Origin of the sequence: Streptosporangium sp. H16 (assembly GCF_051918855.1) — a bacterium.
Taxonomy (GTDB): Bacteria; Actinomycetota; Actinomycetes; order Streptosporangiales; family Streptosporangiaceae; genus Streptosporangium.
Window position 1 is genome coordinate 276014 of the sequence record NZ_JBPXMD010000001.1, and the last position, 23319, is coordinate 299332.

A 23319-nucleotide genomic window follows, 5' to 3' on the forward strand; every position below is an offset into this window, starting at 1 on the left:
TCGTCATCGCCCGTCACCCTCCCTGGACCGCGGTGAGCACCTCGACGCGGTCGGCCTCCGCGAGCGCCGTGGACTCCCAGGCGCCGCGCGAGACGACCTCGTCGTTCACCGCGACGGCCACCCCGCTCCGCACGTCGGTCAGCCGCCGCACGGCCTGCGCGACGGTCGCCCCCGAGGGCAACTCGTGCGCGGCGCCGTTGATGGTCACGTTCATCGGTACTCCTGAGGTGTGTGCTCCCGGAGGCGGTGTTCCCGCGGCGGGTGTTCCCGGGAGCCGCGCTCCCGGAGGGCGCGCTCCTGTGGGGTGTGCTCCTGGAAGCCGTGCTTTTGGGGGGTGTGCTCCCGGGAACCCGGCTCCTGGAAGCGGAGGGGGGAGCAGACCGAGGCGAGCCCCGGGTCCGGCTCACCTGTCCCGCCCCCCTCACCCGTCTCGCTCACGCAGAGGTCGGCGGTGAGCGGCGCGAGCAGGACCCCGCCCCGGTGGTGGCCGGTGGCCAGGTGGAGACCGGGCACGATCGTGGGACCGATCAGCGGCAGGTTGTCCGGGGTGCCGGGGCGCAGTCCCGCGGCCACCTCGGACACCTCCAGCTCGGTCACCCCGGGGACGAGCTCCCGCGCGTCGCGCAGCAGCTCCCACAGCCCCCCGGCGGTGACACGGGTGTCGAAGCCCATCTCCTCCTGGGTGGCGCCGAGGACCGTCTCGCCGTCGCCGCGCGGCACCAGGTAGACGTGCGAGCCGTGGACGACCCCGCGCACGCACCGCCGCAGGATCGGCGCGGGAGAGCGCAGCCGCATGATCTGGCCCTTGACGGGCCGCACCGGGGGCAGCGCCTCCGGGGGCACCCCCTCCAGGGAGCCCGACCAGGCTCCCGTGGCGAGGACCACCAGGCCGGCACCGACGGTCTCGCCACCCGCCAGGCGTACTCCGGTGACCGTTCCCGAGGACGTGAGCAGCTCGGCCACGCGGGCGCGCACCAGGGCGCCGCCCGTACGCTCCAGGGCCGCCAGGAGCGCCGCGGTGACCCTCCTGGGGTCCACCCAGGCGTCGCCGCCGGCCAGCAGGCCGCCCCGGACGGCGGGGGCCAGCATGGGCTCCAGGCGGCGGCACTCGCGGCCGGTGAGCCGCTCGGCGGGCAGTCCCAGCCTGGCGGTGAAGGCGGCGAGGTCGTCCAGCGCGGCCAGGTCGTCGGAGCCGAAGGCGACGTCGAGCGTGCCGTCGGTGCGGTAGTCGAGATCGTGCCCGCTCGCGTCCGCCAGCTCGGCGGCGAAGGCGGGCCAGCGCTCCAGGGAGGCCAGGCCCAGCCGCAGCAGCGGCTCCTCGGTATAGGTGACCTCGCTGACCGGGGCGAGCATGCCCGCCGCCGCGTGCGAGGCGCCGGAGGCCGGTGCGGGGTCGGCCACCGCCACCCTCAGGCCCCGGCGGGCGGCGCGCCACGCCACCGACAGGCCGATCACGCCCCCGCCGGCGACGAGAAGATCGAAATGGTCCGCCATACGTGCTCCGCTCCCTTCGCCGGCATGACCCGGATCAGGTTCGTGGCGGTCGAGGGCTCGCTCGCGGCCGCTGTCCGGACCTCGCTCGCCCGCGCCGTGCCCGACCGCGCCCCAGGGCGCGTCTCCTCGCACATCACCGGCTCGCAGGGCCTTCTTCGCCCGCAGCCCTCCTCTCAGCCCGGTGCGTACCGGGCTCCCGCGCGTCTTCACCCCCACCCTAAGGGTTCGGACAACACGCTTAGCGCGCCAGATGTGAGGTAAATCCCGTTTTCGTTATCAACGACCGTTGGTAGGAGTACGGGGTTCCCGCTTATGGTCGGGAAGTGTGAATCATGTCGTGGTGGTTGGCGCCGGCCTGGCCGGTGTACGCAGCGTCGAGGCGTTACGGGCCCGTGGGTTCGGCGGCAGGATCACCCTGATCGGAGAGGAACGGCACCGGCCCTACGACCGCCCGCCCCTGTCCAAGGGGGTGCTGCTCGGCGAGACCGACTCCACGGTCGTCGACTCCGACCTCGACGCGCTCGAGGTCGACTTCCGCGCGGGCGTGTCCGCCAAGGGGCTCCACCCCGGCGTGGTCGAGACCACCGAGGGCGAGCTGGCCTACGACGGCCTGGTCGTCGCCACCGGGGCCCGCCCGATCAGGCTGCGCGGGGACGGCCCCCAGCACGTGGTGCGCACCATCGACGACGCGCTCCGGCTGCGTTCACTGCTCGGCGAGGGAACCACGGTCGCCGTCATCGGCGCGGGCTGGATCGGCGCCGAGGTGGCCACCGCCGCCCGCAGGGCCGGCTGCGCCGTGACGGTCGTCGAGGCCGCGGGCACCCCGCTGGCCACCGCGCTCGGCCAGGCCGGCGCGTACACCGCCCCCTGGTACGCCGAGGCGGGCGTCGACCTGCGCCTGGGCACGATGGTCGCCTCCGTCGACCACGGAGGGCTCACCCTGGCCGACGGCTCGGCGATCGAGGCCGACGTGGTCGTCACCGGCGTGGGCGTGCGGCCCGCGACCGAGTGGCTGGCCGGGTCCGGCATCAGGCTCGACAACGGCGTGGTCACCGACGAGCACCTGCGCACCTCGCTGCCCGGCGTGGTCGCGGTGGGCGACTGCGCGGCCTGGTGGTCGCGCCGCTACGGCATCCGCCTCCGCGTCGAGCACTGGGACACCGCCCTGGGCGCCCCGGACGTCGCGGCGGCCACCCTCGTCGGCGACGCCGCGGTCTACGACCCGGTCCCCTACTTCTGGTCCGAGCAGTTCGGCCACATGGTCCAGTACGCGGGCCACCACGACGGCGCCCGCCTGATCCTGCGCGGCGACCCGGCGGCCGAGGGAAAACCCAGGTGGGCGATCTGCTGGGTGACCGAGGACGACCGGCTCACCGCGGTGCTCTCCGTCAACCGCCCCCGCGACCTGGTCCAGGGGCGCCGCCTCATCGAGGGCGGGCAGCGCCTCGACGTCGATCGCCTCACCGACCCTGCGATAGCGTTGCGCGATTGTACGGTGGCGTAACCTCGCCGCCAGGTGTTTGGCGAAGGGCTCGATGTGGTAGTGGTGGATTCGTGACGCTTTCTGTTGCGCAGATCGACCGGGAAACCGACCAGCTGGTGGGCGAGTGGCTCACCCTGACCGAGGTGGCCAGAAGGCTCAACCTGAGCGCCGGTCGCGCCAAGCAACTTCTCAAGGACCGCAAGCTCATCGGAGTGCGCAGGGGCGGTGGCGAGCCACAGGTCCCCGCCGCGTTCCTCGCCGACGGAGACGTCGTCAAGGGCCTCCCCGGCACCCTCACGGTGCTCCTGGACGCCGGATACGACGACGTCGAATCCCTTCGCTGGCTTTTCACCCCCGACGACACGCTTCCGGGATCGCCGGTCGACGCGATCCTGGCGGGCCGCCACACCGAGGTGAAGAGACGTGCCCAAGCCCTCGGTTTCTGACGCCCGCCTGTATCTCTGTACGGACGGGCGCCGGGACCGGGGGGACCTCGCGGACTTTCTCGACGCCGCCCTCGCGGGCGGGGTCGACATCGTGCAACTGCGCGAGAAGGGCCTTGAGGCGCGCGAGGAGCTCGACCTCCTCGCCGTCTTCCGCGAGGCCTGCGACCGGCACGGCACCCTCCTGGCCGTGAACGACAGGGCCGACATCGCCTACGCGATCCGTCCCGACGTGCTCCACCTCGGCCAGGATGATCTGCCGGTGCGGGTCGCGCGCGACATGCTCGGCGACGACATCCTCATCGGGCGTTCCACTCACGCCCCCGAGGAGGCGTCTGCCGCGGCCGTCGAGCCCGGTGTCGACTACTTCTGCTGCGGCCCGATCTGGCCGACGCCCACCAAGCCCGGCAGGTTCGCCCCGGGCCCCGGCCTGCTCAGGCACGCCGCGGCCCTGGAGACCGACCGGCCCTGGTTCGGCATCGGCGGCATCGACCTCGCCAACCTCGAAGAGGTGATGTCGTACGGCGTGCGCCGGGTCGTGGTCGTGCGGGCGATCACCGAGGCCGACGACCCCAAGGCGGCGGCCGAGGAGTTCAAGCGGAGGCTGGCCGCCCCCGCCTGAGGCCCTTCCGCCCGGCGAGGACCGCGTCCCCTGCCGGGCGGACCGGCCTGTCCGCGGACCTTTTCGCGGGCCGGCCTGTCCGCGGGCTTTTTCGCCAACCGGCCGGTTGGCGAACCCGCCGCCGGCCGGGTGTGCGTCCGGCGCGCGGTCAGGTCCGCCGGGAGGTGGCGGCCACCGCGAGGTCGGCCAGGGCCGCGCGGGCCTCGGGAAGGATCGGGGCGCCCTCCAGCGAGCCGAGGGCGTTCTCCAGGTACCCCTTGATCAGGTCCTCGCACGCCACGAGGGCCCCCGTCTCCTCGATGATCCGGCGCAGCCGGTCGACCCCCGCCTCGTCCAGGCCGGGGTCGCCCAGCGTGGTGCGCACCACCTGGGCCTGCGACTCCGAGGCCGCGGCCAGCGTGCGGGCGATGAGCATGGTCCGCTTGCCCTCGCGGAGATCGTCGCCGGCCGGTTTGCCGGTCTCGTCAGGGTCGCCGAACACGCCGAGGATGTCGTCGCGCAACTGGAAGGCGATGCCCACGGACTGCCCGTACTCCTCGCAGAGCCGGTCGATCCACGGCTCCCTGCCCCGGGCGGCCAGCACCAGGCCGAGCCGGAGCGGCTGCTCCACGGAGTACTTGCCGCTCTTGAAGAGGGCGACCCGCAGCGCGCTGTCGAAGGTGCCCTCCCCGTGCGCCTGCTCCAGCAGATCGAAGTACTGCCCGCACATCAGCTCGGTGCGCATGTCGTCGTGGACCTTCTGCGCCGCCGCCAGCGAGGCGGCCGGCAGGCCGCTGTTCCGCCACATCTCACCGGACCAGATGAGCATCAGGTTGCCCAGCAGGATGGCCGCCCCCTCGCCGAACTGCTCGGCCGAGCCGTGCCAGCCCGCATCCCTGTGCAGCCCCTCGAACCTGCGGTGCGCCGAGGGCATGCCCCGGCGCAGGTCGCTGGCGTCCATAACGTCGTCGTGCACCAGGGCGCTGGCCTGGAGCAGCTCCAGCGAGGCCGCGGCGGCGAAGAGCGCGGGATCGTCACCTCCGCCCGCGCCACGCCAGCCCCAGTAGCAGAAGGCGGGTCGTAGCCGTTTGCCGCCCGCGAGGAAGTCCTCGGCCGCCGAGATGAGCGGGGCCAGCTCCGGAGCGCTGACCTGCGGGCGCTGCCGTTCGACGAATCGCCGAAGAGAGCGGTCCACCTCGGACCGGATCGTGTCCAGCGCGGCTGCAGAAGTGATCATCGAATACCTCCAGTGTGGAGACCCTGGGCTTCAGCTCTGGGGGGGAAACGCGGTACGTTGCCGTGCGTAGCGGCAGCGTGACCAGCGGTGATGACGCACCGATCACCGTACGCATGATCGACAAGATCCTCTCCGCCGGTCCGGTGGAGAGGTGGAACGCCTGTGGAGCCGATGTAAGGCACGACACCTCCGGGTTCCTTGCGACTGGCGATGAGGCAGGAAACCCAATCTATGAAAATCGGAATCCCCCGCCTTCGACGGCGGGAGGAGGTCAGGTAATGAGATTAACGGTCCAAGAGGACATTTCGATCTAGAGGGGTGGTTGATTTGCGCGATAATTGACACAGGGCCGTTCTGCGGGTGGCGGAGATGATCTGATCGGGCACCCGGGCGGCCGGGCAAGTATCCTTGCCCCATGGCTCTGGGTCGCGCATCTGTCCTCCCCGATCGTGTCGCCACCGTCCGCGAACTCCTCGCCGCCGGTGCCCGCTCGTTCTCCTTCGAGTTCTCCCCCCCGAAGACCGACGAGGGAGAGCGTCAGCTCTGGCGCGCCGTCCGTGAGCTGGAGTCGCTGCACCCCACCTTCGTGTCCGTCACCTACGGCGCGGGCGGCAGCACCCGCGACCGCACCGTCGACATCGTCGAGCGGATCGCCCACGAGACCACGCTCACCCCGGTGGCCCACTTCACCGCCGTCAACCACTCCGTCCGCGAGCTGCGCCACCTGATCGGCCGCTTCGCGGGGGCGGGCGTGCGCAACATCCTCGCCGTGCGGGGCGACCCGCCCGGCGACGTGACGGGCGAGTGGGTGCGCCACCCCGAGGGCGTCCAGTACGCCGAGGACCTGGTCCGGCTCATCCGCCAGTCCGGCGACTTCTGCGTGGGCGTGGCCGCCTTCCCGTACAAGCACCCCAGGTCGGATTCGATCGAGTCCGACACCGAGTACTTCGTGCGCAAGTGCCGCGCGGGCGCCGACTACGCGATCACCCAGATGTTCTTCCGCGCCGAGGACTACCTGCGGCTGCGCGACCGGGTGGCGGCCGGCGGCTGTGACACGCCGATCATTCCCGGGATCATGCCCGTCACGCAGATGAGCACCATCGCCAGGTCCGAGCAGCTCTCCGGCGCGCCGTTCCCGCCGGAGGTGGCCGAGAGGTTCGCGGCCGTCGCCGACGATCCGGCCGCCGTGCGCAGCCTCGGCATCGAGCACGCCGCCGAGCTCTGCCAGACCCTGCTCGACGAGGGGGCGCCCGGCATCCACTTCATCACCTTCAACCGCTCCAGCGCGACCCGAGAGGTCTTCCAGGCCCTCGACCACACGCAGAAGGCCGCCCCGCTGCCGGTCTGACGCCGTCGCGTCCCGGCTGCCCCGCTCCCGCCGGGACGCGGCGGCCGGCGGGTGGTCCTTGTCCGGCCGGGCCCCGGTCGCCGTGGCCCGTTGTGGCCCTTCGCGGCCCGCCCGGCGCGTCCGGCCTGGCCGGGTGGCCCGGCTCCCGGGGCGGGACTCCCAGGTGCGGGACGTCCGGGGAGGGCGGCGTTCCTGCGGGGACCAGGAGCTCCGGCCGGTGGCTCAGCCGTCCAGCGGCAGGACGGTCCCGAGGATCGCGTAGCGCTCGTGCCCGCCGGGAAAGACGAACTGCGTGAGCAGGTCCACGAAGCCGATGCTCCGGTAGAGGTGCCGGGCCGCGGTGGGCTGGTCGCGGGTCGACAGCACGGCGGTGCGCTCCAGGCGGCCTGCGCACATGCCCGTGATCATCGCTCGGCCGATGCCCTTCCCCTGGTAGTCGGGGTGGACGTGGATCTCGGCGAGCTCCAGCGCGTCGCCCAGCCAGCCGCGGGCGCTGCCCTCGCCGTGTTTCTCCACGAGGGCCCGCCTGACCACGTCGTGCCACCACTGGCCGGGAACCCCGTGGAAGCCGTAGGCGATGCCCACCGGTGTGCCGTCGGCGAGCTCGGCGAACAGGCAGGTGAAGGCGGGGTGGGTGGCGTGGTTTCCCATGATGAGCCTGCGGCCGGCGATCTGGTCGGTGGGCGGGTTCATCGCCTCGGTGTAGACGTGGAGGACCGCGTCCAGCCGGAGCCTGAACTCGTCGGGTCCGATCCGTCGCAGTCCGATCACGCGTCGCACCCTAGCAGTGCGAACGTGACGCGGGTCGGCACGAGGCGAGAGTGCGGCGCCTGGTGAGGGCGGCGCTCAAGCGCCGTTGAAGGCCGTCATTCGACCTCGACGGGAACCCCGCCGGTGATGCGGACGAGCTCCTCGAAGGAGGTCGGGAAGACGGTGTGCGGATGGCCGGCGGCGGCCCAGACGACCTCGTGCTTGCCCAGCCAGGTGTCGACCAGGGTCCTGACCGGCGCGGGGTGGCCGATCGGGGCGACGCCGCCTATGGCCTGGCCGGTGGCCGCCCGTACGAAGGCGGGGTCGGCGCGCCGCACCTTCGCCACGCCGGCCGTCCTGGCGATCAGGTCGGTGTCGACCCGGTGGGCTCCGCTGGTCAGCACCAGGAGCGGCTCGCCGTCGGCGTCGAATATCAGGCTGTTGGCGATGGCGCCGACCTCGCAGCCGAGCTGCGCGGCCGCGGTGGCGGCGGTCGGGGTGGCCTCCGCGAAGACGACGATCTCGCCGGGGACGCCGTGCTCGCGCAGGACGGCGGCGACCTTCTCGATGTTCGGATGCAACTTTTCTGGCACGCGGCCACTCTAAACAGATTGACCGTTGATTGCCGCTTCATAACCGGCGGCCTGCACGGGGAACCCGTGCGCTATGGTCCCTTGACCTGATCCATAGTGATATGAGGAGTTGGTTGAAAGTGGGGGTTGGACAGCGGCAGGGAGTGGCCGCGCTGATGACGGCGGGGGCCGTGCTCCTCTCTTCCGCGGGCGTCACTCTTTTCGCGGACGCCGCCGCGGCCCGGACCTCGGCTTCCCCTGCCGTCTCGGCCGTGACGGCGACGGGGGCGAGCCCGTTCGCCGCACCGGGCAAGACGCTCAAGCTCGGCGCGAAGGGCGCCACGGTGAAGGTGCTCCAGACCCGGCTGGCCGAGCTCGGCTACGCCCCGGGCAGGATCGACGGCCGCTACGGCGGGGCGACCCTGGCGGCGGTCTGGGCCTTCCAGAAGGTCAACGGCATCACCCCGACCAGCACCGTGGCGCGCAGGACCTGGGCCGCCCTGGAGACCCCGCTGGCGCCTAAGGTGCTCGTGCCCAACGGGAAGCCGACCCGGGTGGAGGTCAACCTCGCCAAGCAGGTGATGGTCCTCTACGTCGGCGGTGTGGTGAAACTGGTCAGCCACACCTCCTCGGGCAGCGGGATCTCCTACTGCGAGACGGCTACCTGGGAGGGCAGGGCCCAGCGGTTCTGCGGCGACGCCCGCACGCCGACGGGCGACTACAAGACCACCTGGCGCAGGGACGGCTGGCACAAGTCCTACCTCGGCCAGCTCTACAACCCGATCTTCTTCAACGGGGGCATCGCCTTCCACGGCGCGCTGTCGGTGCCGCTGGCGCCCGCCTCCCACGGCTGCGTACGGCTGCCGATGCACGTGGCGGAGGTCCTTCCCGGCCTGCTCGGTACGGGAGTGCCGGTGCACGTCCGAGGCAGGTTCGTCCGGTAGGGCGGCGGAACGGGCGATCCGGCGGGCGTGACCCCGCCGGTCGTGAACCGGGGCCCCGGGAGACGACGATCTCCCGGGGCCCTTTCGCGTTTCCGCGCGCACCGATCTCCCCGAGCCCGCATGTGCCCTCACACACCCGAAGATCGAACTTTTGTTCGTCGTTTTACTTGACAGTATTAGTGATCGAATTTATGTTCGATGTGATGACACGGGGCTCGCGGCTCGTGTCCGAGGGCGGCCGATCCGGTCCACGTCGTCGGCGGAGACGATCGGGCCAGGTCAGGGCGGGCGGGGAGAGGGGAAGCTCCTCGTCCGGCCGTCCGGTGGATTTGTCGGTGGGGTCTGCGAGTGTGATACCACCGGCGAAAACGCCGGAGCCGCTTGCGACCAAGGAGGCTGAAGCACTATGACCCCTCGGCTCAGCGATTCCGGTGGGCCCCGGTTGTCCCCCACGGTGCGGGCGCACCTCTCAGACGCGCGCGACTGCCTCGAAGAGGCCGCCGCCGCCCGGACCTCCGCCGCGCGTTACGTCGCGGCCCACCTCGCCGCGCTCAGGGCGGCCGCTGCCGTCCTGGCGGCCCGTCCCCGTCCCATGGAGGGCCGCAGGAGGCGCAGGCTGCGCAGCGCCTGGGAAATGCTGCCCGAGGCCGAGCCCCGCCTGGCCGAGTGGGCACCCTACTTCGAGACGAGCGCGGCCAAGCGGGCCGCCGCCGAGGCGGGCCTGACCCGCACGGTGTCCTCGCGAGACGCCGAGGAGATCATCTCCGAGGCGGAGCGTTTCGTCACCGCCGTGGAGAAGCTGCTCGGCGTGCCGAGCCAGCCCATGCTCCCCGGCCAGGTCCCCCTAGCCGGTTAGAGCCGGAGCGGCCTCCCACCCGGGGTCGCCGCCCGGGCTCACCGGCGCCGTCCCCGTACGTCTCCGTGTCCACCGGTCCTCCCGGACGGCACGAAGACGTACGGGGACGTTTTTCGCGTCGCCTGCCCCTCGCGCCACCTGTCCCAGGCCGGTCTCCAGGCCGCCCCGGGCTCCTCACCCCGTCCGTTCGGCCGCCGCCGCCGTGGAGTTCTGGCGGGCGGCGCGGTGACGTAGCAGGAGCATGGCGGCGTCGTCGCTCAGCGGCCTGCCCACGTGGTCGAGCAGGTCGGCGCGGAGGGCGTCCAGCGAGCCCTGGGGGTCGTCGCCGTCCAGCAGGTGCGCCCGCTCCAGCAGCGGGTAGAACTCGCCGGCCCCGTCGCGTGCCTCGATGACCCCGTCGGTGTAGAAGAGCACCTGGTCGCCCGGTTCGAACGGGATGTGGTGCGGCTGCGGCTCACTGGCCTTGAGGGCGCTCATGCCCAGCGGGAGCGCCTCGTCAGGCGGGTCGGCGAACCAGATCCCGCCCTCGGCGTCGAGCACCATGGGCGCCGGATGGCCGCAGTTGATGACGGTGATGGTGGAACCGCCGCTGATCTCGGCCAGCACGGCGGTCACGAACTGCTCGCCGGACAGCTCGCGGGTCAGGGCGTTCTCCAGACGCGCCACGACGCCCTGGAGCGTCTTCTCGTCGTGGGCCGCCTCCCGGAAGGCCCCGAGCACCACGGCGGCCGTCTCCACGGCCTCCAGGCCCTTGCCCTGGACGTCCCCCACGATGATCCGCACCCCGTGCGGGGTGGTGACGACCTCGTACAGGTCGCCGCCGATCCTGGCCTCCGCCGTGGCGGAGGTGTACGAGACGGCCACGCCGATGCCCGGTCCCGCGCGGCGGGGCACCGGGCGCAGCAGCACCCGCTGGGCGGCCTCGGCCACCGAGCGCACGTCGGCGAGCTGGTGTTCGTGGCGCAGCCGCCCGGCGCTGGCCAGCACGCTGGCCATGGTGACGCCGAGGATGGCGATGAGGGTGATGTCGGTGCGGGGCATCCAGAGGATGTCGTTGTAGGCGCCGAGCGCGAAGCACAGCAGCAGGGCGACGACGCCGACCACCGTGGTGCGGGCCAGGCCGCACGCCACGCTGGCGAAGGCCGGGCCGAGGGCGAGCAGCGGCAGGAGGCCGGACGTGGGGCCCGAGCCGAAGTCGATCAGGGCCACCACGGCCATGACGACGAACGGCAGGAGTTTCAGGGTGTCCTGGGTCTTGGTGGTGCCGATCGAGGTCAGCAGCCGCAGGAAGGCATGCGTCTTGGTCGATCCCAGCGACGTCATGACGGCGCGGAGACCGCTTTTCCGGCTTGATCGAGAGTGATCGAGCCGATCATCTCCCGAGGCCATGTCCACCACATCTCGCTAAACGCATGTTTGCCTTTTCCTACCACAGTGGCGGTCAGCCCGGGGCGGGACGAAGGACACGTTCTACTGAGAGCGGGAAGCTCTGCGGGGTGGGCACGCCGGTTCCGGCGCACCCACGACCGGTCAGGGGTCGTCAGAAGGACTCGACGGCTCGGCGCGCCTCCGGGTCCAGGACGCCCCAGCTGATGAGCTCCTCGGTGAGCTCGCTGGGGGACTTGTCGTAGATCACGGCGAGGGAGCGGAGGTCCTCCTGGCGGATGGACAGCACCTTGCCGTTGTAGTCGCCACGCTGGCTCTGGATGGTGGCCGCGTAACGGGCGAGCGCGCCCGCCTTCTCCTTGGGGAGCTGGGCGAGACGCTCAAGGTCGATCACAAGCTTCGGTGTCGGGCCAAGGGGGCTCGGAGCGGCCCCTCCCGGCAGCAACTCCGAGACCGGCACCCCGTAGAAATCAGCCAGTTCGGCAAGCTTCTGCACGGTGACGGCACGGTCGCCACGCTCGTAGGAGCCAACGACGACCGCCTTCCAGCGCCCGCGGGACTTCTCTTCTACCCCGTGCAGGGACAGGCCCTGCTGGGTGCGGATGGCGCGGAGTCTTGCACCCAGCGACTTGGCGTACTCAGACGGCATGGTGTGGCCCCCCGGCTCTGTTATGTAGTGCTCTCAACATGATTGTGCTACCTCGCAACTTATGCCCCGTTCACCGGGTTGGCGCCCGGGGTAGGCACCTTCGGTGACCGATGCGTCAGGGTTCACCCGATAACGCCACGAGGTGTGGTTACGGACAGTGACGGTAAAGCTGTGGGCGCCTAAGGTCAAGCTGATTGGAAAAAAGATGCCGAATCCGGTCCGGTGGGGTCCGCCTCAAACGCCGCACTTGTCCTACCCCACATCGCGAAACCTCCGGTTTTTCCGGGACTTTCGCATGATTTCCGGCTCTTCTCCGGGATTCGGGACGGCGTCGCCCCCGGGCGCGGCGACGGGCGTATGATCTTGAACGACGCGGCGGCGGGCAATACCCGGTGCGACGGTTTCGCGCTGCCGGAGGCGAGGCTCGGCGCGCCCGCGTGCCGGTCCGGGCGTCGCCCCGGGAGGCTCCGCCCGCCGCGTCCGGGCCGTCCCGCCCCGAGGCCGGCGGCCCCGGTCACCGGACGCCCCGGTTGAGACGCGAGTGGCGGTAGCCGTAGAGGAAGTAGGCGAGCAGGCCGGCCGCCATCCAGATCCCGAAGGCCAGCCAGGTGACGCCGGCCAGTCCGGCCATCACGACGAGGCAGAGGATCACGCCGAGGATCGGCGTGATCGGGAAGAACGGTGTCCTGAAGCCGCGGGGCAGGTCGGGGCGGGTGCGGCGCAGGACGAGCACGCCGGTGTTGACGATCGCGAAGGCGAACAGGGTGCCGATGCTGGTGGCCTCGGCGAGCCGGCCCAGCGGGACGAACCCGGCGAGCACGGAGACGAAGGCGGCCACGATGAGGGTGTTGGCGACCGGTACCCGGCGGCGTGGGCTCACCCTCTCGAAGATCTTCGGAATCAGGCCGTCGCGCGCCATGGCGAACAGGATGCGGGTCTGGCCGTACAGCACGGTCAGGACCACGCTGGCGATGGCGATGGCCGCGCCGAAGGAGATGACGACGCCGGGCCAGGTGGCGCCCACGGCCCGCTTCGCGATCACGGCCAGGCCCGCCTCGGTATTCTGCGGGTCGAAGTCCTGCCACGGCATGGCGCCGACGGCGGCCAGTGCCACCAGGACGTAGACGAGTGTGACGACGCCGAGGGACAGCATGATCGCCAAAGGGAGGTCACGCCTGGGGTTCCTGGCCTCCTCCCCGGCGGTGGAGGCCGCGTCGAAGCCGATGTAGGAGAAGAACACCTGCGAGGCGGCGGCGGTGATGCCGGCGATCCCCATCGGGGCGAACGGCGCCAGGTTGCCCGCGTCGAACGCGGTGAACGCCACGACGCAGAAGAACGCCAGCACCGCGATCTTGACGAGCACGAAGATCGCGTTGGCGCCCGCGCTCTCCGAGGCGCCGCGCAGCAGCAGCCAGGTGGCGAGCAGGACGATCAGAATCGCGGTCAGGTTGACCACGCCGCCCCGGTCGCCGGGGGAGTGGACGACGGCCGCCGGGAACGTCCAGCCGAACAGGTCCTGGAGGAAGGCGTTGAGGTACTCGCCCCAGCCGACCGCCACGGCCGCCACCGAGACGGCGTACTCCAGCATCAGGCACCAGCCGCACACCCACGCCACCAGCTCGCCCAGGGTGGCGTACGCGTAGGAGTACGACGACCCGGAGACGGGGATCGTGCCGGCCAGCTCCGCGTACGACAGCGCGGAGAACAGGGCGGTGACCGCGGCCAGCAGGAAGGCGACCGGCACGGCGGGGCCCGCCCTGGGCACGGCCTGGCCGAGGATCACGAAGATGCCGGTGCCGAGGGTGGCGCCGACGCTGAACAGGGTCAGCTGCCACAGGGTCATGCTCCTGCGCAGCTCGCCGCCCTCGCCGTGGCCGCCCTCGGCGACGATCTCCTCGGCGGGCTTGGTACGGAGAAGCCGGCGAGCCGGTGAGGCCATCCGTTCCTCCCCTCCACCGCGGTCCGCGTGGTGACGGTCCGCCCTGCCGGGAGGGAGGACCAGGCCCGCTCTTCCAGGGGGGCGCCGACTCTCCGGGAGGTACAGGGAGCTTTTCCGCACACGTCCCGCCGCACACGTCCCGCCGGACCCGGCTTCCGGGAGCCGAGCCGTCGGACGGGCCTTCCGGACGGGCCTTCCGGACGGCGGTCCGGCGGCCGGAGTCAGGGGTCAGATGCCGTCGCGTTCGAGCGGGCAGCTCATGCAGCGCGGGCCGCCCCGGCCGCGGCCGAGCTCGCTGCCCCGGATCGTGATGACCTCGATCCCGTTCTCGCGCAGGTGGTTGTTGGTGGTGGTGTTGCGCTCGTAGGCCACCACCACGCCGGGACGCAGGGCCAGCACGTTGCAGCCGTCGTCCCACTGCTCCCGCTCAGAGGCGTACACGTCCTGCGTCGCGCTGAGGACCTTGATGTCGTCCAGCCCGATCGCCCGCGCGATGGCCCGGTGCATGTCCTCGGGGGGATGGTCGGTGATCTTGAGTTCCTTCTCGTTGTCGCCGGGCTCGACGGTGTAGGAGGGCAGCATGCCCAGTCCCGCGAACTTGGTGAAGACGCCGACGTCCACGTTGGTCATGACCGTGTCCAGGTGCATGAAGGCCCGCGCCTTCGGCATGTCCAGCGCGACGATCCTCGTCGCCGCCCCTCGCCTGAACAGGCTCCGCGCGAGCATCTCGACGGCCTGGGGTTGCGTGCGCTCGCTGATACCCACCAGCACCGCGCCGCGGCCGATGACGAGCACGTCGCCGCCCTCGATGGTGGCGGGCGCCATGGGGATGCCCGGCAGCCAGACGTTGTAGCCGCCCTCGTCCGGCCGGTCGTAGCCGGGCGCGAAGGCCGGGTGGTAGCGGTAGATCGCCTCCATGTTGACGGTCTCGCGGCGGCGGGCCTTCTTCCTCATCGCGTTGATCGAGACGCCGTCGTAGATCCAGCAGGAGGTGTCGCGGGTGAACAGGTGGTTGGGCAGCGGGGGCAGGACGAAGTCGTCCGGCTTGAGCGTGTGGAAGGCGAGGCTCTTGGGGTCGGTGCCCATCTCCACCATCTCGCGCTTGGTGATGCCGCCGGTGAGATAGCGCTGGAGCACGATGGAGTCCATCGAGTCCAGCGCGTTGCGGATCGCGTCGACGGCCATCGGGCCGAAGTAGCGCTCGTCGGCGATGCCGTCCAGGATGTGCTTGCGCGCCTCGGGAATCTCGACCGTCTCGCGGAGCAGGTCGGAGAGCATGTAGACGGTGACGCCCTGTTCGACCAGGAGCTTCTGCCACTCCTCGTGCTCCTCCACGGCGCGCTGCACCCACAGCACGTCGTCGAAGAGGAAGTCGTCCTTGTTCGACGGCGTGAGCCGTTTCAGGGCGAGTTCCGGCCGGTGCAGCAGGACCTGGTGGAGCCGGCCGACCTCGGAGTCGACGTGAAAGGCCATTTCTCTTCCTTCGCGGCTGGGTGACGGGCGCGGCCGGTGACGAGGCCATCAGAGGCCGTCGGCGGCCTTTGGTGGCCGCCGGGCCGGCCGCGCCCGGGGTGTGATCGTCATGCTCCGCCTTGGTGCGGATGTAAAGCGCATACCCGGAAGAACCAAGGGGAAGTCAGCGATGATCGGGATATTTATTCTCTTTTGAGAAGATTGCTGGGCCGGATCTTCGGCGTTCGCGGAGCGGACCCCTGTTCGGGCGAGCCTTCACGCGGCTGGTACCGTGAAGGCGTTGACTTCCTTTAAGACCCGTCCCGTGAGGCGGGAAAGGTGGTGTTTCTCCGTGGCCGAGGCCATTTCGCGTTCGCTCCCGCATGCGCAGGGCAACGCCCGCGCCGTCCTCGAGGAGCCCGACATCAACCGGGCTCTCATCCGCATCTCCCACGAGATCCTCGAGCGGACCAAGGGCGGTGAGAACGTCCTTCTCCTGGGCATCCCCACCCGCGGCGTCCACCTGGCCCGCCGCCTGGCCGCCCACATCAAGCAGTTCGAGGGCCGCTCGGTGCCCGTCGGCTCCCTCGACGTCACGATGTACCGCGACGACCTCCGGCTGCGTCCCGCCCGCGCGCTGGGCCGCACCGAGCTGCCCGCCGACGGCATCGACGGCAGGGTGGTCGTCCTCGTCGACGACGTCCTCTACTCGGGCCGCACCGTCCGCGCCGCCCTCGACGCCCTCAACGACCTGGGCCGCCCGCAGGCCGTGCAGCTCGCCACCCTGGTCGACCGGGGGCACCGCGAGCTGCCCATCCGCCCCGACTACGTGGGCAAGAACCTGCCGACGTCCAAGTCCGAGAGCGTCAAGGTCTACCTGGAGGAGAACGACGGCCGCGACGCGGTCCTGCTGCTGAAGGAGGAAGACCGGTGAAGCGGCACCTGATCTCCGCGGCCGACCTGACCCGCGACGACGCCCTGCTCATCCTGGACACCGCCGACGAGCTGGCGAAGATCTCGGAACGTTCCATCAAGAAGCTGCCCACCCTGCGGGGCCGCACGGTGGTGAACCTCTTCTTCGAGGACTCCACCCGGACCAGGATCTCCTTCGAGGCCGCCGCCAAGCGCCTGTCGGCCGACGTCATCAACTTCTCCGCCAAGGGCTCCAGCGTCTCCAAGGGCGAGTCGCTCAAGGACACCGCGCTCACCCTGGAGGCGATGGGCGCCGACGCCGTCGTGATCCGCCACGGCGCCTCGGGCGCGCCGCACCGGCTGGCCGGCTGGGTGCGCGGCAGCGTCGTCAACGCCGGCGACGGCACCCACGAGCACCCCACCCAGGCCCTGCTCGACGCCTTCACCATGCGCCGCCGCCTGGGCCCGCTGGACGGCAGGAAGATCACCATTGTCGGTGACGTGCTGCACAGCCGGGTGGCCCGCTCCAACGTGCTGCTGCTGGCCACGCTCGGCGCCGAGGTGACCCTGGTCGCCCCGCCGACCCTGTTCCCGGTCCAGGTCGACTCCTGGCCGTGCGAGGTCTCGTACGACCTCGACGCGGTGCTGCCCAAGTCCGACGTGGTGATGATGCTGCGCGTGCAGCGCGAGCGCATGAACGCGGCGTTCTTCCCCACCGAGCGGGAGTACAGCCGCCGTTACGGGCTCGACCGCGACCGCGTCGCCAAGATGCCCGACCACGCCATCGTGATGCACCCCGGCCCGATGAACCGAGGCATGGAGATCGCGGCCGAGGTGGCCGACTCGCCGCGCTCGACGATCGTCGAGCAGGTCGCCAACGGTGTGACCGCACGCATGGCCGTCCTGTATCTGCTGCTCGGCGGCGCCGACCTCGGGGGAGAGATCTGATGAACGACCGCATCGGGGCCACGCGTGACGGCATCGTCATCAGGGGCGCCAGAATCCTCGGCGGCGAGCCGGCCGACATCCTGATCCGTGACGGCCTCCTGGTGGAGATCGGCCAGGGGCTGACCGGCGGTGAGACCGTCGAGGCCGAGGGGCTGATCGCCCTGCCCGGCCTGGTCGACCTGCACACCCACCTGCGCGAGCCGGGCCGCGAGGACGCCGAGACCGTCGACACCGGCACCCGCGCCGCCGCTCTCGGCGGCTACACCGCCGTGCACGCCATGGCCAACACCGAGCCGGTCGCCGACACCGCGGGCGTCGTCGAGCAGGTCTGGCGCCTGGGCCAGGAGGCGGGCCACTGCGACGTGCAGCCCGTCGGCGCCGTCACCGTCGGCCTGGGCGGCGAACGCCTGGCCGAGCTCGGCGCGATGGCCGACTCCGCCGCGCGGGTCAGGGTCTTCTCCGACGACGGCAAGTGCGTCTCCGACGCGGTGCTCATGCGCCGCGCCCTGGAGTACGTCAAGGCCTTCGACGGCGTCGTCGCCCAGCACGCCCAGGAGCCGCGCCTGACCGCGGGCGCGCAGATGAACGAGGGCGCGGTCTCCGGCAGGCTGGGCCTGACCGGGTGGCCCGCGGTCGCCGAGGAGGCGATCATCGCCCGCGACTGCCTGCTCGCCGCCCACGTCGGTTCGCGCCTGCACGTCTGCCACGTCTCCACGGCCGGTTCTGTGGAGATCATCCGCTGGGCCAAGTCCAAGGGCTGGGACGTCACCGCCGAGGTGACCCCGCATCACCTGCTCCTCACCGACGACCTGGTCGAGGACTCCCCGGTCGGCTCCTACAACCCGATCTACAAGGTGAACCCGCCGCTGCGCACCCGCGCGGACGTCGAGGCGCTGCGCGAGGCCCTGGCCGACGGCACGATCGACTGCGTGGCCACCGACCACGCCCCGCACCCGGTCGAGGACAAGGAGACCGAGTGGGCCGCCGCGGCCATGGGCATGATCGGCCTGGAGACGGCGCTGGCCGTGGTCCAGGAGGCGATGGTGGACACCGGACTGCTCGACTGGGCCGGCGTCGCCGAGCGCATGTCCCTCGCCCCGGCCAGGATCGGCAGGCTCCAGGGGCACGGGCGGCCGATCGAGGCCGGAGCCCCGGCCAACATCACCCTCTACGACCCGTCGGTGCGTGCCGCGGTCGACCCGGCGGGCTACGCTTCCAAGAGCCGCAACACGCCCTACGAGGGCCTGACCCTGCCCGGCCGCGTCGTGGCGACCTTCCTGCGCGGCAGGCCGACCGTCCTGGACGGAAAGCTCACGTGAGGGCTCCCGTCCGCCGCGCCCGGGCGACCTCTGTGACCGCCGTGACCGCCGTGACCTCTGTGATCGCCGTGACCGCCGTGCCCTTCAGGGAGGGCACCTTCCGCCTTCCCTCCCCGGAACACGGGGGCCTCCCTCCCGCCCCGGGGCGCCGAGGCGCCCCGCCCGGCGGAGGGATGGCGACCCACCATGCCGGATATTTCATACTTTGCGGAGCTGTAACCGAGATGATCGGGGTGTGTGAGTGACCGCAGTGCTAGTGCTGGAAGACGGGCGCGTCTTCCGCGGGATCCCTTACGGCGCCGAGGGCGAGACCTTCGGCGAGATGGTCTTCAACACCGGGATGACCGGCTACCAGGAGACGCTGACCGACCCGTCGTACCACCGCCAGATCGTCGCGATGACCGCGCCCCACATCGGGAACACCGGGGTCAACGACGAGGATCCGGAGTCGTCGCGGGTGTGGGTGGCCGGATACGTGGTCCGCGAGCCCGCCCGGACGGCCTCCAGCTGGCGCTCCAACCGTTCCCTGGACGACTACCTCAAGGAGCAGGGCGTCGTCGGCATCGCCATCACCGGCACCCGCGCCCTCACCCGCCACCTGCGGGAGCGGGGGGCGATGCGGGCCGGGGTCTTCTCCGGCAAGGCCCTGGCGCCGGTCGAGGAGTTGCTGGAGCGCGTGCTGGGCAGCCCCGCGATGGAGGGCGCCGACCTGGCCGGGGAGGTCTCCACCCCCAAGCCGTACGTCGTGCCCGCGATCGGTCCCCGGCGGTTCACCGTGGCCGCCGTCGATCTCGGCATCAAGGCGATGACGCCGCACCGGATGGCCGAGCGCGGCTGCGAGGTGCACGTGCTGCCCGCCTCCGTCACCGCCGAGGAGATCCTCGCGCTCGGCCCCGACGGGGTGTTCTTCTCCAACGGCCCGGGCGACCCCGCCACCGCCGACGGCCCGGTGCGGGCGCTTCGCGGCGTCCTCGACGCGGGCGTCCCGTTCTTCGGCATCTGCTTCGGCAACCAGCTCTTCGGGCGGGCGCTGGGGCTGGGCACCTACAAGCTGCGCTACGGCCACCGGGGCGTCAACCAGCCGGTGCAGCACCGGGGCACCGGCAAGGTGGAGATCTCCGCGCACAACCACGGCTTCGCGGTACGGGCGCCGCTGGAGGGCGTGTTCGACACGCCGTACGGGTCGGCGGAGGTCAGCCACGTCAACCTCAACGACGACTGCGTCGAGGGGCTGCGACTGCTGGACCGCCCGGCGTTCAGCGTCCAGTACCACCCCGAGGCCGCGGCGGGCCCGCACGACTCGGCCGGCCTGTTCGACGACTTCTGCGCGTTGATGGCGGGCGAGCGGGGAACGGTCAGCGAGGTGAGCGCTAACACCAGCGCGACCACGAGCATGAGTACGGAGCGGTCGAGGGGACGAGCGGGCGGAGTGGCCGACGAGGGACGAGTCGTCCGCGCAGCCGGTGAGGAGCCGAGCGCGACCATGAGCACGGAGCGGTCGAGGGGACGAGCGGGCGGAGTGGCCGACGAGGGACGAGTCGTCCGCGCAGCCGGTGAGGAGCCGAGCGCGACCATGAGCACGGAGCGGTCGAGGGGACGAGCGGGCGGAGTGGCCGACGAGGGACGAGTCGTCCGCGCAGCCGGTGAGGAGCCGAGCGCGACCATGAGCACGGGGGGAAACAAGGGTGCCTAAGCGCACGGACATTCAGTCGATCATGGTGATCGGCTCAGGGCCGATCGTGATCGGCCAGGCCTGCGAGTTCGACTACTCGGGCACCCAGGCCTGCCGCGTGCTGCGTGCCGAGGGCTTCCGTGTGATCCTCGTCAACAGCAACCCGGCGACGATCATGACCGACCCCGAGTTCGCCGACGCCACCTACGTCGAGCCCATCACCCCCGACATCGTCGAGAAGATCATCGCCAAGGAGCGGCCCGACGCGCTGCTGCCCACCCTGGGCGGGCAGACCGCGCTGAACACCGCGATCTCCCTGTACGAGGCCGGGGTCCTGGAGCGCTACGACGTCGAGCTGATCGGCGCCGACGTCGACGCCATCCAGGCGGGCGAGAACCGCGAGCTGTTCAAGGGCATCGTGGCCAAGGTCGCCGCCGAGCGCGGCCTCAACGCCGAGTCGGCGCGCTCGTTCGTCTGCCACAGCATGGACGAGTGCCTGGCCGCCGCCGGCGAGCTCGGCTACCCGCTGGTGGTGCGGCCCTCCTTCACCATGGGCGGGGTCGGCTCGGGCTTCGCGCACGACGAGGAGGGGCTGCGCCGCATCGCCGGGGCGGGCCTCGACGCCTCGCCGACCACCGAGGTGCTCCTGGAGGAGTCCATCCTCGGCTGGAAGGAGTACGAGCTGGAGGTCATGCGCGACCGGGCCGACAACGTGGTGATCGTCTGCTCGATCGAGAACATCGATCCGATGGGCGTGCACACCGGCGACAGCGTCACCGTGGCCCCCGCGCTGACGCTGACCGACCGCGAGTACCAGAACATGCGCGACGTGGCCATCGCGGTCATCCGCGAGGTCGGCGTCGACACCGGCGGCTGCAACATCCAGTTCGCCGTCGACCCGCGCACCGGCCGCATGGTCGTCATCGAGATGAACCCGCGCGTCTCGCGCTCCTCGGCGCTCGCGTCCAAGGCCACCGGCTTCCCGATCGCGAAGATCGCCGCCAAGCTGGCCATCGGCTACACCCTGGACGAGATCCCCAACGACATCACCAAGGAGACCCCGGCGTCGTTCGAGCCCTCGCTCGACTACGTCGTGGTCAAGGTGCCGAGGTTCGCGTTCGAGAAGTTCGCCGGGGCCGACCAGACCCTCACCACCCACATGAAGTCGGTGGGCGAGGCCATGGCGATCGGCAGGTCCTTCCCCGAGGCCCTGCAGAAGGCGCTGCGCTCGCTGGAGAAGAAGGGCGCCTCCTTCACCTGGGCCGGGGAGCCGGGCGCCAAGGACGAGCTCCTGGCCGCCTGCCGCGTCCCGCACGACGGGCGCCTGTTCACCATGCAGCAGGCCATCCGCGCCGGGGCCACGATCGAGGAGCTGTCGCAGGCCACCTCCGTCGACCCCTGGTTCCTCGACCAGCTCATCGCGATCGACGAGGTCGCCGCCGAGCTGCGCGACGCGCCGCAGCTGACCGCCGAGGTGCTGACCCGGGTCAAGCGGTACGGCTTCAGCGACGCGCAGATCGCCGAGCTGCGCGACATGACCGAGCCGCGGGTGCGCGACCTGCGCCACGCGCTCGGCGTCCGCCCGGTCTACAACACGGTCGACACCTGCGCCGCCGAGTTCGCCGCCCAGACCCCCTACCTGTACTCCACCTACGACGAGGAGACCGAGGTCCCCTACGGGGAGCGTCCCAAGGTCCTCATCCTTGGCTCGGGGCCCAACAGGATCGGCCAGGGCATCGAGTTCGACTACGCGTGCGTGCACGCCTCCTTCGAGCTGTCGGCCGCCGGGTACGAGACCGTCATGGTCAACTGCAACCCCGAGACGGTCTCCACCGACTACGACACCTCCGACCGCCTCTACTTCGAGCCGCTCACCCTGGAGGACGTCCTGGAGGTCGTCCACGCCGAGCAGCAGACCGGTCCCGTGGTGGGCGTCATCGTCCAGCTCGGCGGCCAGACCCCGCTCGGCCTGGCCCAGTCGCTCAAGGACGCGGGGGTCCCGATCGTCGGCACCTCGCCCGAGTCGATCCACCTCGCCGAGGAGCGCGGCGCGTTCGGCAGGGTCCTCGCCGAGGCGGGCCTGCCCGCGCCCAAGCACGGTGTCGCGGTGACGGAGGACGAGGCGCTGGCCATCGCCGCCGAGATCGGCTACCCGGTGCTGGTGCGGCCCTCCTACGTGCTGGGCGGCGCCGGGATGGCCATCGTCTACGACGACGACACCCTGGCCGCCTACATGGCCAAGGCGGGCGCGGCCAGCGACCACCCGGTGCTGGTGGACAAGTTCCTCGACGAGGCCGTGGAGATCGACGTCGACGCCCTGTTCGACGGCGAGGAGCTCTACCTCGGCGGCGTGATGGAGCACATCGAGGAGGCCGGCATCCACTCCGGCGACTCGGCGTGCTCGCTGCCGCCGATGACGCTGGGCGGCTACGACATCAAGCGCATCCGCGCCGCCACCGAGGCCATCGCCAGGGGGGTGGGCGTGCGCGGCCTGCTCAACGTGCAGTACGCCATGTCCGCCAACATCCTGTACGTGCTGGAGGCCAACCCGCGCGCCAGCCGTACGGTCCCGTTCGTCTCCAAGGCCACGGCGGTGCCGCTGGCCAAGGCGGCGGCCAGGGTGATGATGGGCGCCACGGTGGCCGACCTGCGCGCCGAGGGCCTGCTGCCCGCGACCGGCGACGGCGGCACCATGCCGCTGGACGCGCCCATCGCGGTCAAGGAGGCCGTGCTGCCGTTCAACCGCTTCCGCGGCGTGGACATCGTGCTCAGCCCCGAGATGCGCTCCACCGGCGAGGTCATGGGGATCGACGAGTTCTTCGGCACCGCCTACGCCAAGTCGCAGGCCGCCGCGTACGGCTCGCTGCCCACCAAGGGGCGGGCGTTCGTCTCGGTGGCCAACCGTGACAAACGCGCGATGATCTTCCCGGTGAAGGCCCTCGCCGACCTCGGCTTCGAGATCCTCGCCACCGAGGGCACCGCCGAAGTACTGCGCCGCAACGGCGTCCATGCCAAGATCGTGCGCAAGCACAGCGAGGGGACCGGCCCCGAGGGCGAGCAGACCATCGTCCGGCGCATCCTGGACGGGGAGGTGGACCTCATCGTCAACACCCCCTTCGGCAGTCCCGGCCAGTCGGGGCCGCGCCTGGACGGCTACGAGATCCGCACCGCCGCGGTGTTGCGCGCCATCCCCTGCATCACCACCGTCCAGGGACTCGCCGCGGCCGTACAGGGCATCCAGGCGATCGTCCGCGGCGACATCGGCGTACGGTCCCTCCAGGAGCACGCGAAGCGTTTGCGGAGCGGCTGAGGAG

The 23319-nt window shown here is 71.3% G+C and carries 19 protein-coding genes and 1 pseudogene; 11 read left to right on the forward strand and 9 right to left on the reverse strand.

The window, feature by feature from the left end; genetic code table 11:
- Positions 1-13 precede the first annotated feature (13 nt).
- The gene (gene thiS, locus ACTOQ2_RS01245) at positions 14-214 is read right to left on the reverse strand and encodes a sulfur carrier protein ThiS (protein ID WP_440065172.1); all 201 of its coding nucleotides are present in this window, start codon (positions 212-214) and stop codon (positions 14-16) included.
- A complete protein-coding gene (gene thiO, locus ACTOQ2_RS01250) occupies positions 211-1494 on the reverse strand; it encodes a glycine oxidase ThiO (RefSeq protein WP_440097779.1) in 1284 nt (427 codons plus the stop codon). Before thiO ends, thiS begins: the two co-directional genes overlap by 4 nt.
- Before the next feature lie 325 nt (positions 1495-1819).
- Between thiO and ACTOQ2_RS01255 the strand changes: the two genes are divergently transcribed.
- Genes ACTOQ2_RS01255 through thiE form a run of 3 tightly spaced genes read left to right on the forward strand, consistent with a single transcriptional unit; the run spans position 1820 to position 4042 of the window.
- Entirely contained in the window at positions 1820-2998 is a 1179-nt protein-coding gene (locus ACTOQ2_RS01255; RefSeq protein WP_440097780.1) for an NAD(P)/FAD-dependent oxidoreductase, read from the forward strand.
- A gap of 50 nt (positions 2999-3048) precedes the next feature.
- Complete coding sequence (locus tag ACTOQ2_RS01260) at positions 3049-3423, forward strand: Rv2175c family DNA-binding protein (protein WP_362676524.1); 375 nt, start codon at positions 3049-3051, stop codon at positions 3421-3423.
- Entirely contained in the window at positions 3401-4042 is a 642-nt protein-coding gene (gene thiE / locus ACTOQ2_RS01265; protein WP_440097781.1) for a thiamine phosphate synthase, read from the forward strand. The genes ACTOQ2_RS01260 and thiE overlap by 23 nt, the downstream gene beginning before the upstream one ends.
- Before the next feature lie 148 nt (positions 4043-4190).
- On the opposite strand, the gene ACTOQ2_RS01270 is transcribed toward thiE, so the two are convergent.
- Positions 4191-5258 carry a polyprenyl synthetase family protein gene (locus tag ACTOQ2_RS01270; RefSeq protein WP_440065167.1) on the reverse strand — a complete coding sequence of 356 codons (1068 nt, stop codon included), beginning with the start codon at positions 5256-5258 and terminating at the stop codon, positions 4191-4193.
- Positions 5259-5673: 415 nt separating this feature from the next.
- Here ACTOQ2_RS01270 and metF point away from each other — a divergent pair, with 415 nt between their 5' ends.
- Positions 5674-6606: a methylenetetrahydrofolate reductase [NAD(P)H] gene (gene metF / locus ACTOQ2_RS01275; RefSeq protein WP_440065165.1), complete on the forward strand. Its 933-nt coding sequence runs from the start codon at positions 5674-5676 to the stop codon at positions 6604-6606.
- A gap of 222 nt (positions 6607-6828) precedes the next feature.
- Here metF and ACTOQ2_RS01280 read toward each other — a convergent pair whose 3' ends face one another.
- Both ACTOQ2_RS01280 and ACTOQ2_RS01285 read right to left on the reverse strand, forming a co-directional pair.
- Positions 6829-7377, reverse strand: coding sequence for a GNAT family N-acetyltransferase (locus ACTOQ2_RS01280; protein WP_440097782.1), 549 nt, complete (start codon positions 7375-7377; stop codon positions 6829-6831).
- 95 nt (positions 7378-7472) lie between these two features.
- On the reverse strand, positions 7473-7949 hold the full coding sequence (locus tag ACTOQ2_RS01285; RefSeq protein ID WP_440097784.1) for a YbaK/EbsC family protein: 477 nt from the start codon (positions 7947-7949) through the stop codon (positions 7473-7475).
- A gap of 119 nt (positions 7950-8068) precedes the next feature.
- Between ACTOQ2_RS01285 and ACTOQ2_RS01290 the strand changes: the two genes are divergently transcribed.
- Positions 8069-8872 carry a L,D-transpeptidase family protein gene (locus tag ACTOQ2_RS01290; protein WP_440097785.1) on the forward strand — a complete coding sequence of 268 codons (804 nt, stop codon included), beginning with the start codon at positions 8069-8071 and terminating at the stop codon, positions 8870-8872.
- A gap of 406 nt (positions 8873-9278) precedes the next feature.
- Positions 9279-9728: an SAV_6107 family HEPN domain-containing protein gene (locus ACTOQ2_RS01295; RefSeq protein WP_440097787.1), complete on the forward strand. Its 450-nt coding sequence runs from the start codon at positions 9279-9281 to the stop codon at positions 9726-9728.
- A 174-nt stretch (positions 9729-9902) separates the two neighbouring features.
- Here ACTOQ2_RS01295 and ACTOQ2_RS01300 read toward each other — a convergent pair whose 3' ends face one another.
- From ACTOQ2_RS01300 to ACTOQ2_RS01315, 4 genes are all read right to left on the reverse strand, one after another.
- Positions 9903-11051, reverse strand: coding sequence for a PP2C family protein-serine/threonine phosphatase (locus ACTOQ2_RS01300; protein WP_440097788.1), 1149 nt, complete (start codon positions 11049-11051; stop codon positions 9903-9905).
- Positions 11052-11268: 217 nt separating this feature from the next.
- Positions 11269-11763 (reverse strand): transcriptional regulator BldD, encoded by a 495-nt coding sequence (gene bldD / locus ACTOQ2_RS01305; RefSeq protein WP_329424589.1) that lies wholly within the window; start codon positions 11761-11763, stop codon positions 11269-11271.
- A gap of 514 nt (positions 11764-12277) precedes the next feature.
- On the reverse strand, positions 12278-13702 hold the full coding sequence (locus ACTOQ2_RS01310) for an amino acid permease (protein WP_440065158.1): 1425 nt from the start codon (positions 13700-13702) through the stop codon (positions 12278-12280).
- A 228-nt stretch (positions 13703-13930) separates the two neighbouring features.
- On the reverse strand, positions 13931-15175 hold the full coding sequence (locus tag ACTOQ2_RS01315; protein WP_440065157.1) for an arginine deiminase: 1245 nt from the start codon (positions 15173-15175) through the stop codon (positions 13931-13933).
- A gap of 331 nt (positions 15176-15506) precedes the next feature.
- Here ACTOQ2_RS01315 and pyrR point away from each other — a divergent pair, with 331 nt between their 5' ends.
- The 5 genes and pseudogenes from pyrR to carB all read left to right on the forward strand — a co-directional run bounded on the left by pyrR (position 15507) and on the right by carB (position 23315).
- Positions 15507-16088: a bifunctional pyr operon transcriptional regulator/uracil phosphoribosyltransferase PyrR gene (gene pyrR, locus ACTOQ2_RS01320; RefSeq protein WP_440065156.1), complete on the forward strand. Its 582-nt coding sequence runs from the start codon at positions 15507-15509 to the stop codon at positions 16086-16088.
- Positions 16085-17014 carry an aspartate carbamoyltransferase catalytic subunit gene (locus ACTOQ2_RS01325; RefSeq protein ID WP_344749604.1) on the forward strand — a complete coding sequence of 310 codons (930 nt, stop codon included), beginning with the start codon at positions 16085-16087 and terminating at the stop codon, positions 17012-17014. The genes pyrR and ACTOQ2_RS01325 overlap by 4 nt, the downstream gene beginning before the upstream one ends.
- Entirely contained in the window at positions 17014-18333 is a 1320-nt protein-coding gene (locus ACTOQ2_RS01330) for a dihydroorotase (protein WP_440065154.1), read from the forward strand. Before ACTOQ2_RS01325 ends, ACTOQ2_RS01330 begins: the two co-directional genes overlap by 1 nt.
- A 241-nt stretch (positions 18334-18574) precedes the next feature.
- Positions 18575-19678 (forward strand): annotated as a pseudogene (gene carA, locus ACTOQ2_RS01335) (glutamine-hydrolyzing carbamoyl-phosphate synthase small subunit); the annotation flags it as partial.
- Between the two features lie 340 nt (positions 19679-20018).
- Positions 20019-23315 (forward strand): carbamoyl-phosphate synthase large subunit, encoded by a 3297-nt coding sequence (gene carB / locus ACTOQ2_RS01340; RefSeq protein WP_440097789.1) that lies wholly within the window; start codon positions 20019-20021, stop codon positions 23313-23315.
- Positions 23316-23319 lie beyond the last annotated feature (4 nt).

Bases quoted from the DNA above. Each gene is read 5' to 3' on its own strand.
- thiS (WP_440065172.1), bottom strand. From the start codon at position 214: ATGAACGTGACCATCAACGGCGCCGCGCACGAGTTGCCCTCGGGGGCG.
- thiO (WP_440097779.1), bottom strand. From the start codon at position 1,494: ATGGCGGACCATTTCGATCTTCTCGTCGCCGGCGGGGGCGTGATCGGC.
- ACTOQ2_RS01270 (WP_440065167.1), bottom strand. From the start codon at position 5,258: ATGATCACTTCTGCAGCCGCGCTGGACACGATCCGGTCCGAGGTGGAC.
- metF (WP_440065165.1), top strand. From the start codon at position 5,674: ATGGCTCTGGGTCGCGCATCTGTCCTCCCCGATCGTGTCGCCACCGTC.
- ACTOQ2_RS01295 (WP_440097787.1), top strand. From the start codon at position 9,279: ATGACCCCTCGGCTCAGCGATTCCGGTGGGCCCCGGTTGTCCCCCACG.
- ACTOQ2_RS01300 (WP_440097788.1), bottom strand. From the start codon at position 11,051: ATGACGTCGCTGGGATCGACCAAGACGCATGCCTTCCTGCGGCTGCTG.
- bldD (WP_329424589.1), bottom strand. From the start codon at position 11,763: ATGCCGTCTGAGTACGCCAAGTCGCTGGGTGCAAGACTCCGCGCCATC.
- ACTOQ2_RS01310 (WP_440065158.1), bottom strand. From the start codon at position 13,702: ATGGCCTCACCGGCTCGCCGGCTTCTCCGTACCAAGCCCGCCGAGGAG.
- ACTOQ2_RS01315 (WP_440065157.1), bottom strand. From the start codon at position 15,175: ATGGCCTTTCACGTCGACTCCGAGGTCGGCCGGCTCCACCAGGTCCTG.
- ACTOQ2_RS01330 (WP_440065154.1), top strand. From the start codon at position 17,014: ATGAACGACCGCATCGGGGCCACGCGTGACGGCATCGTCATCAGGGGC.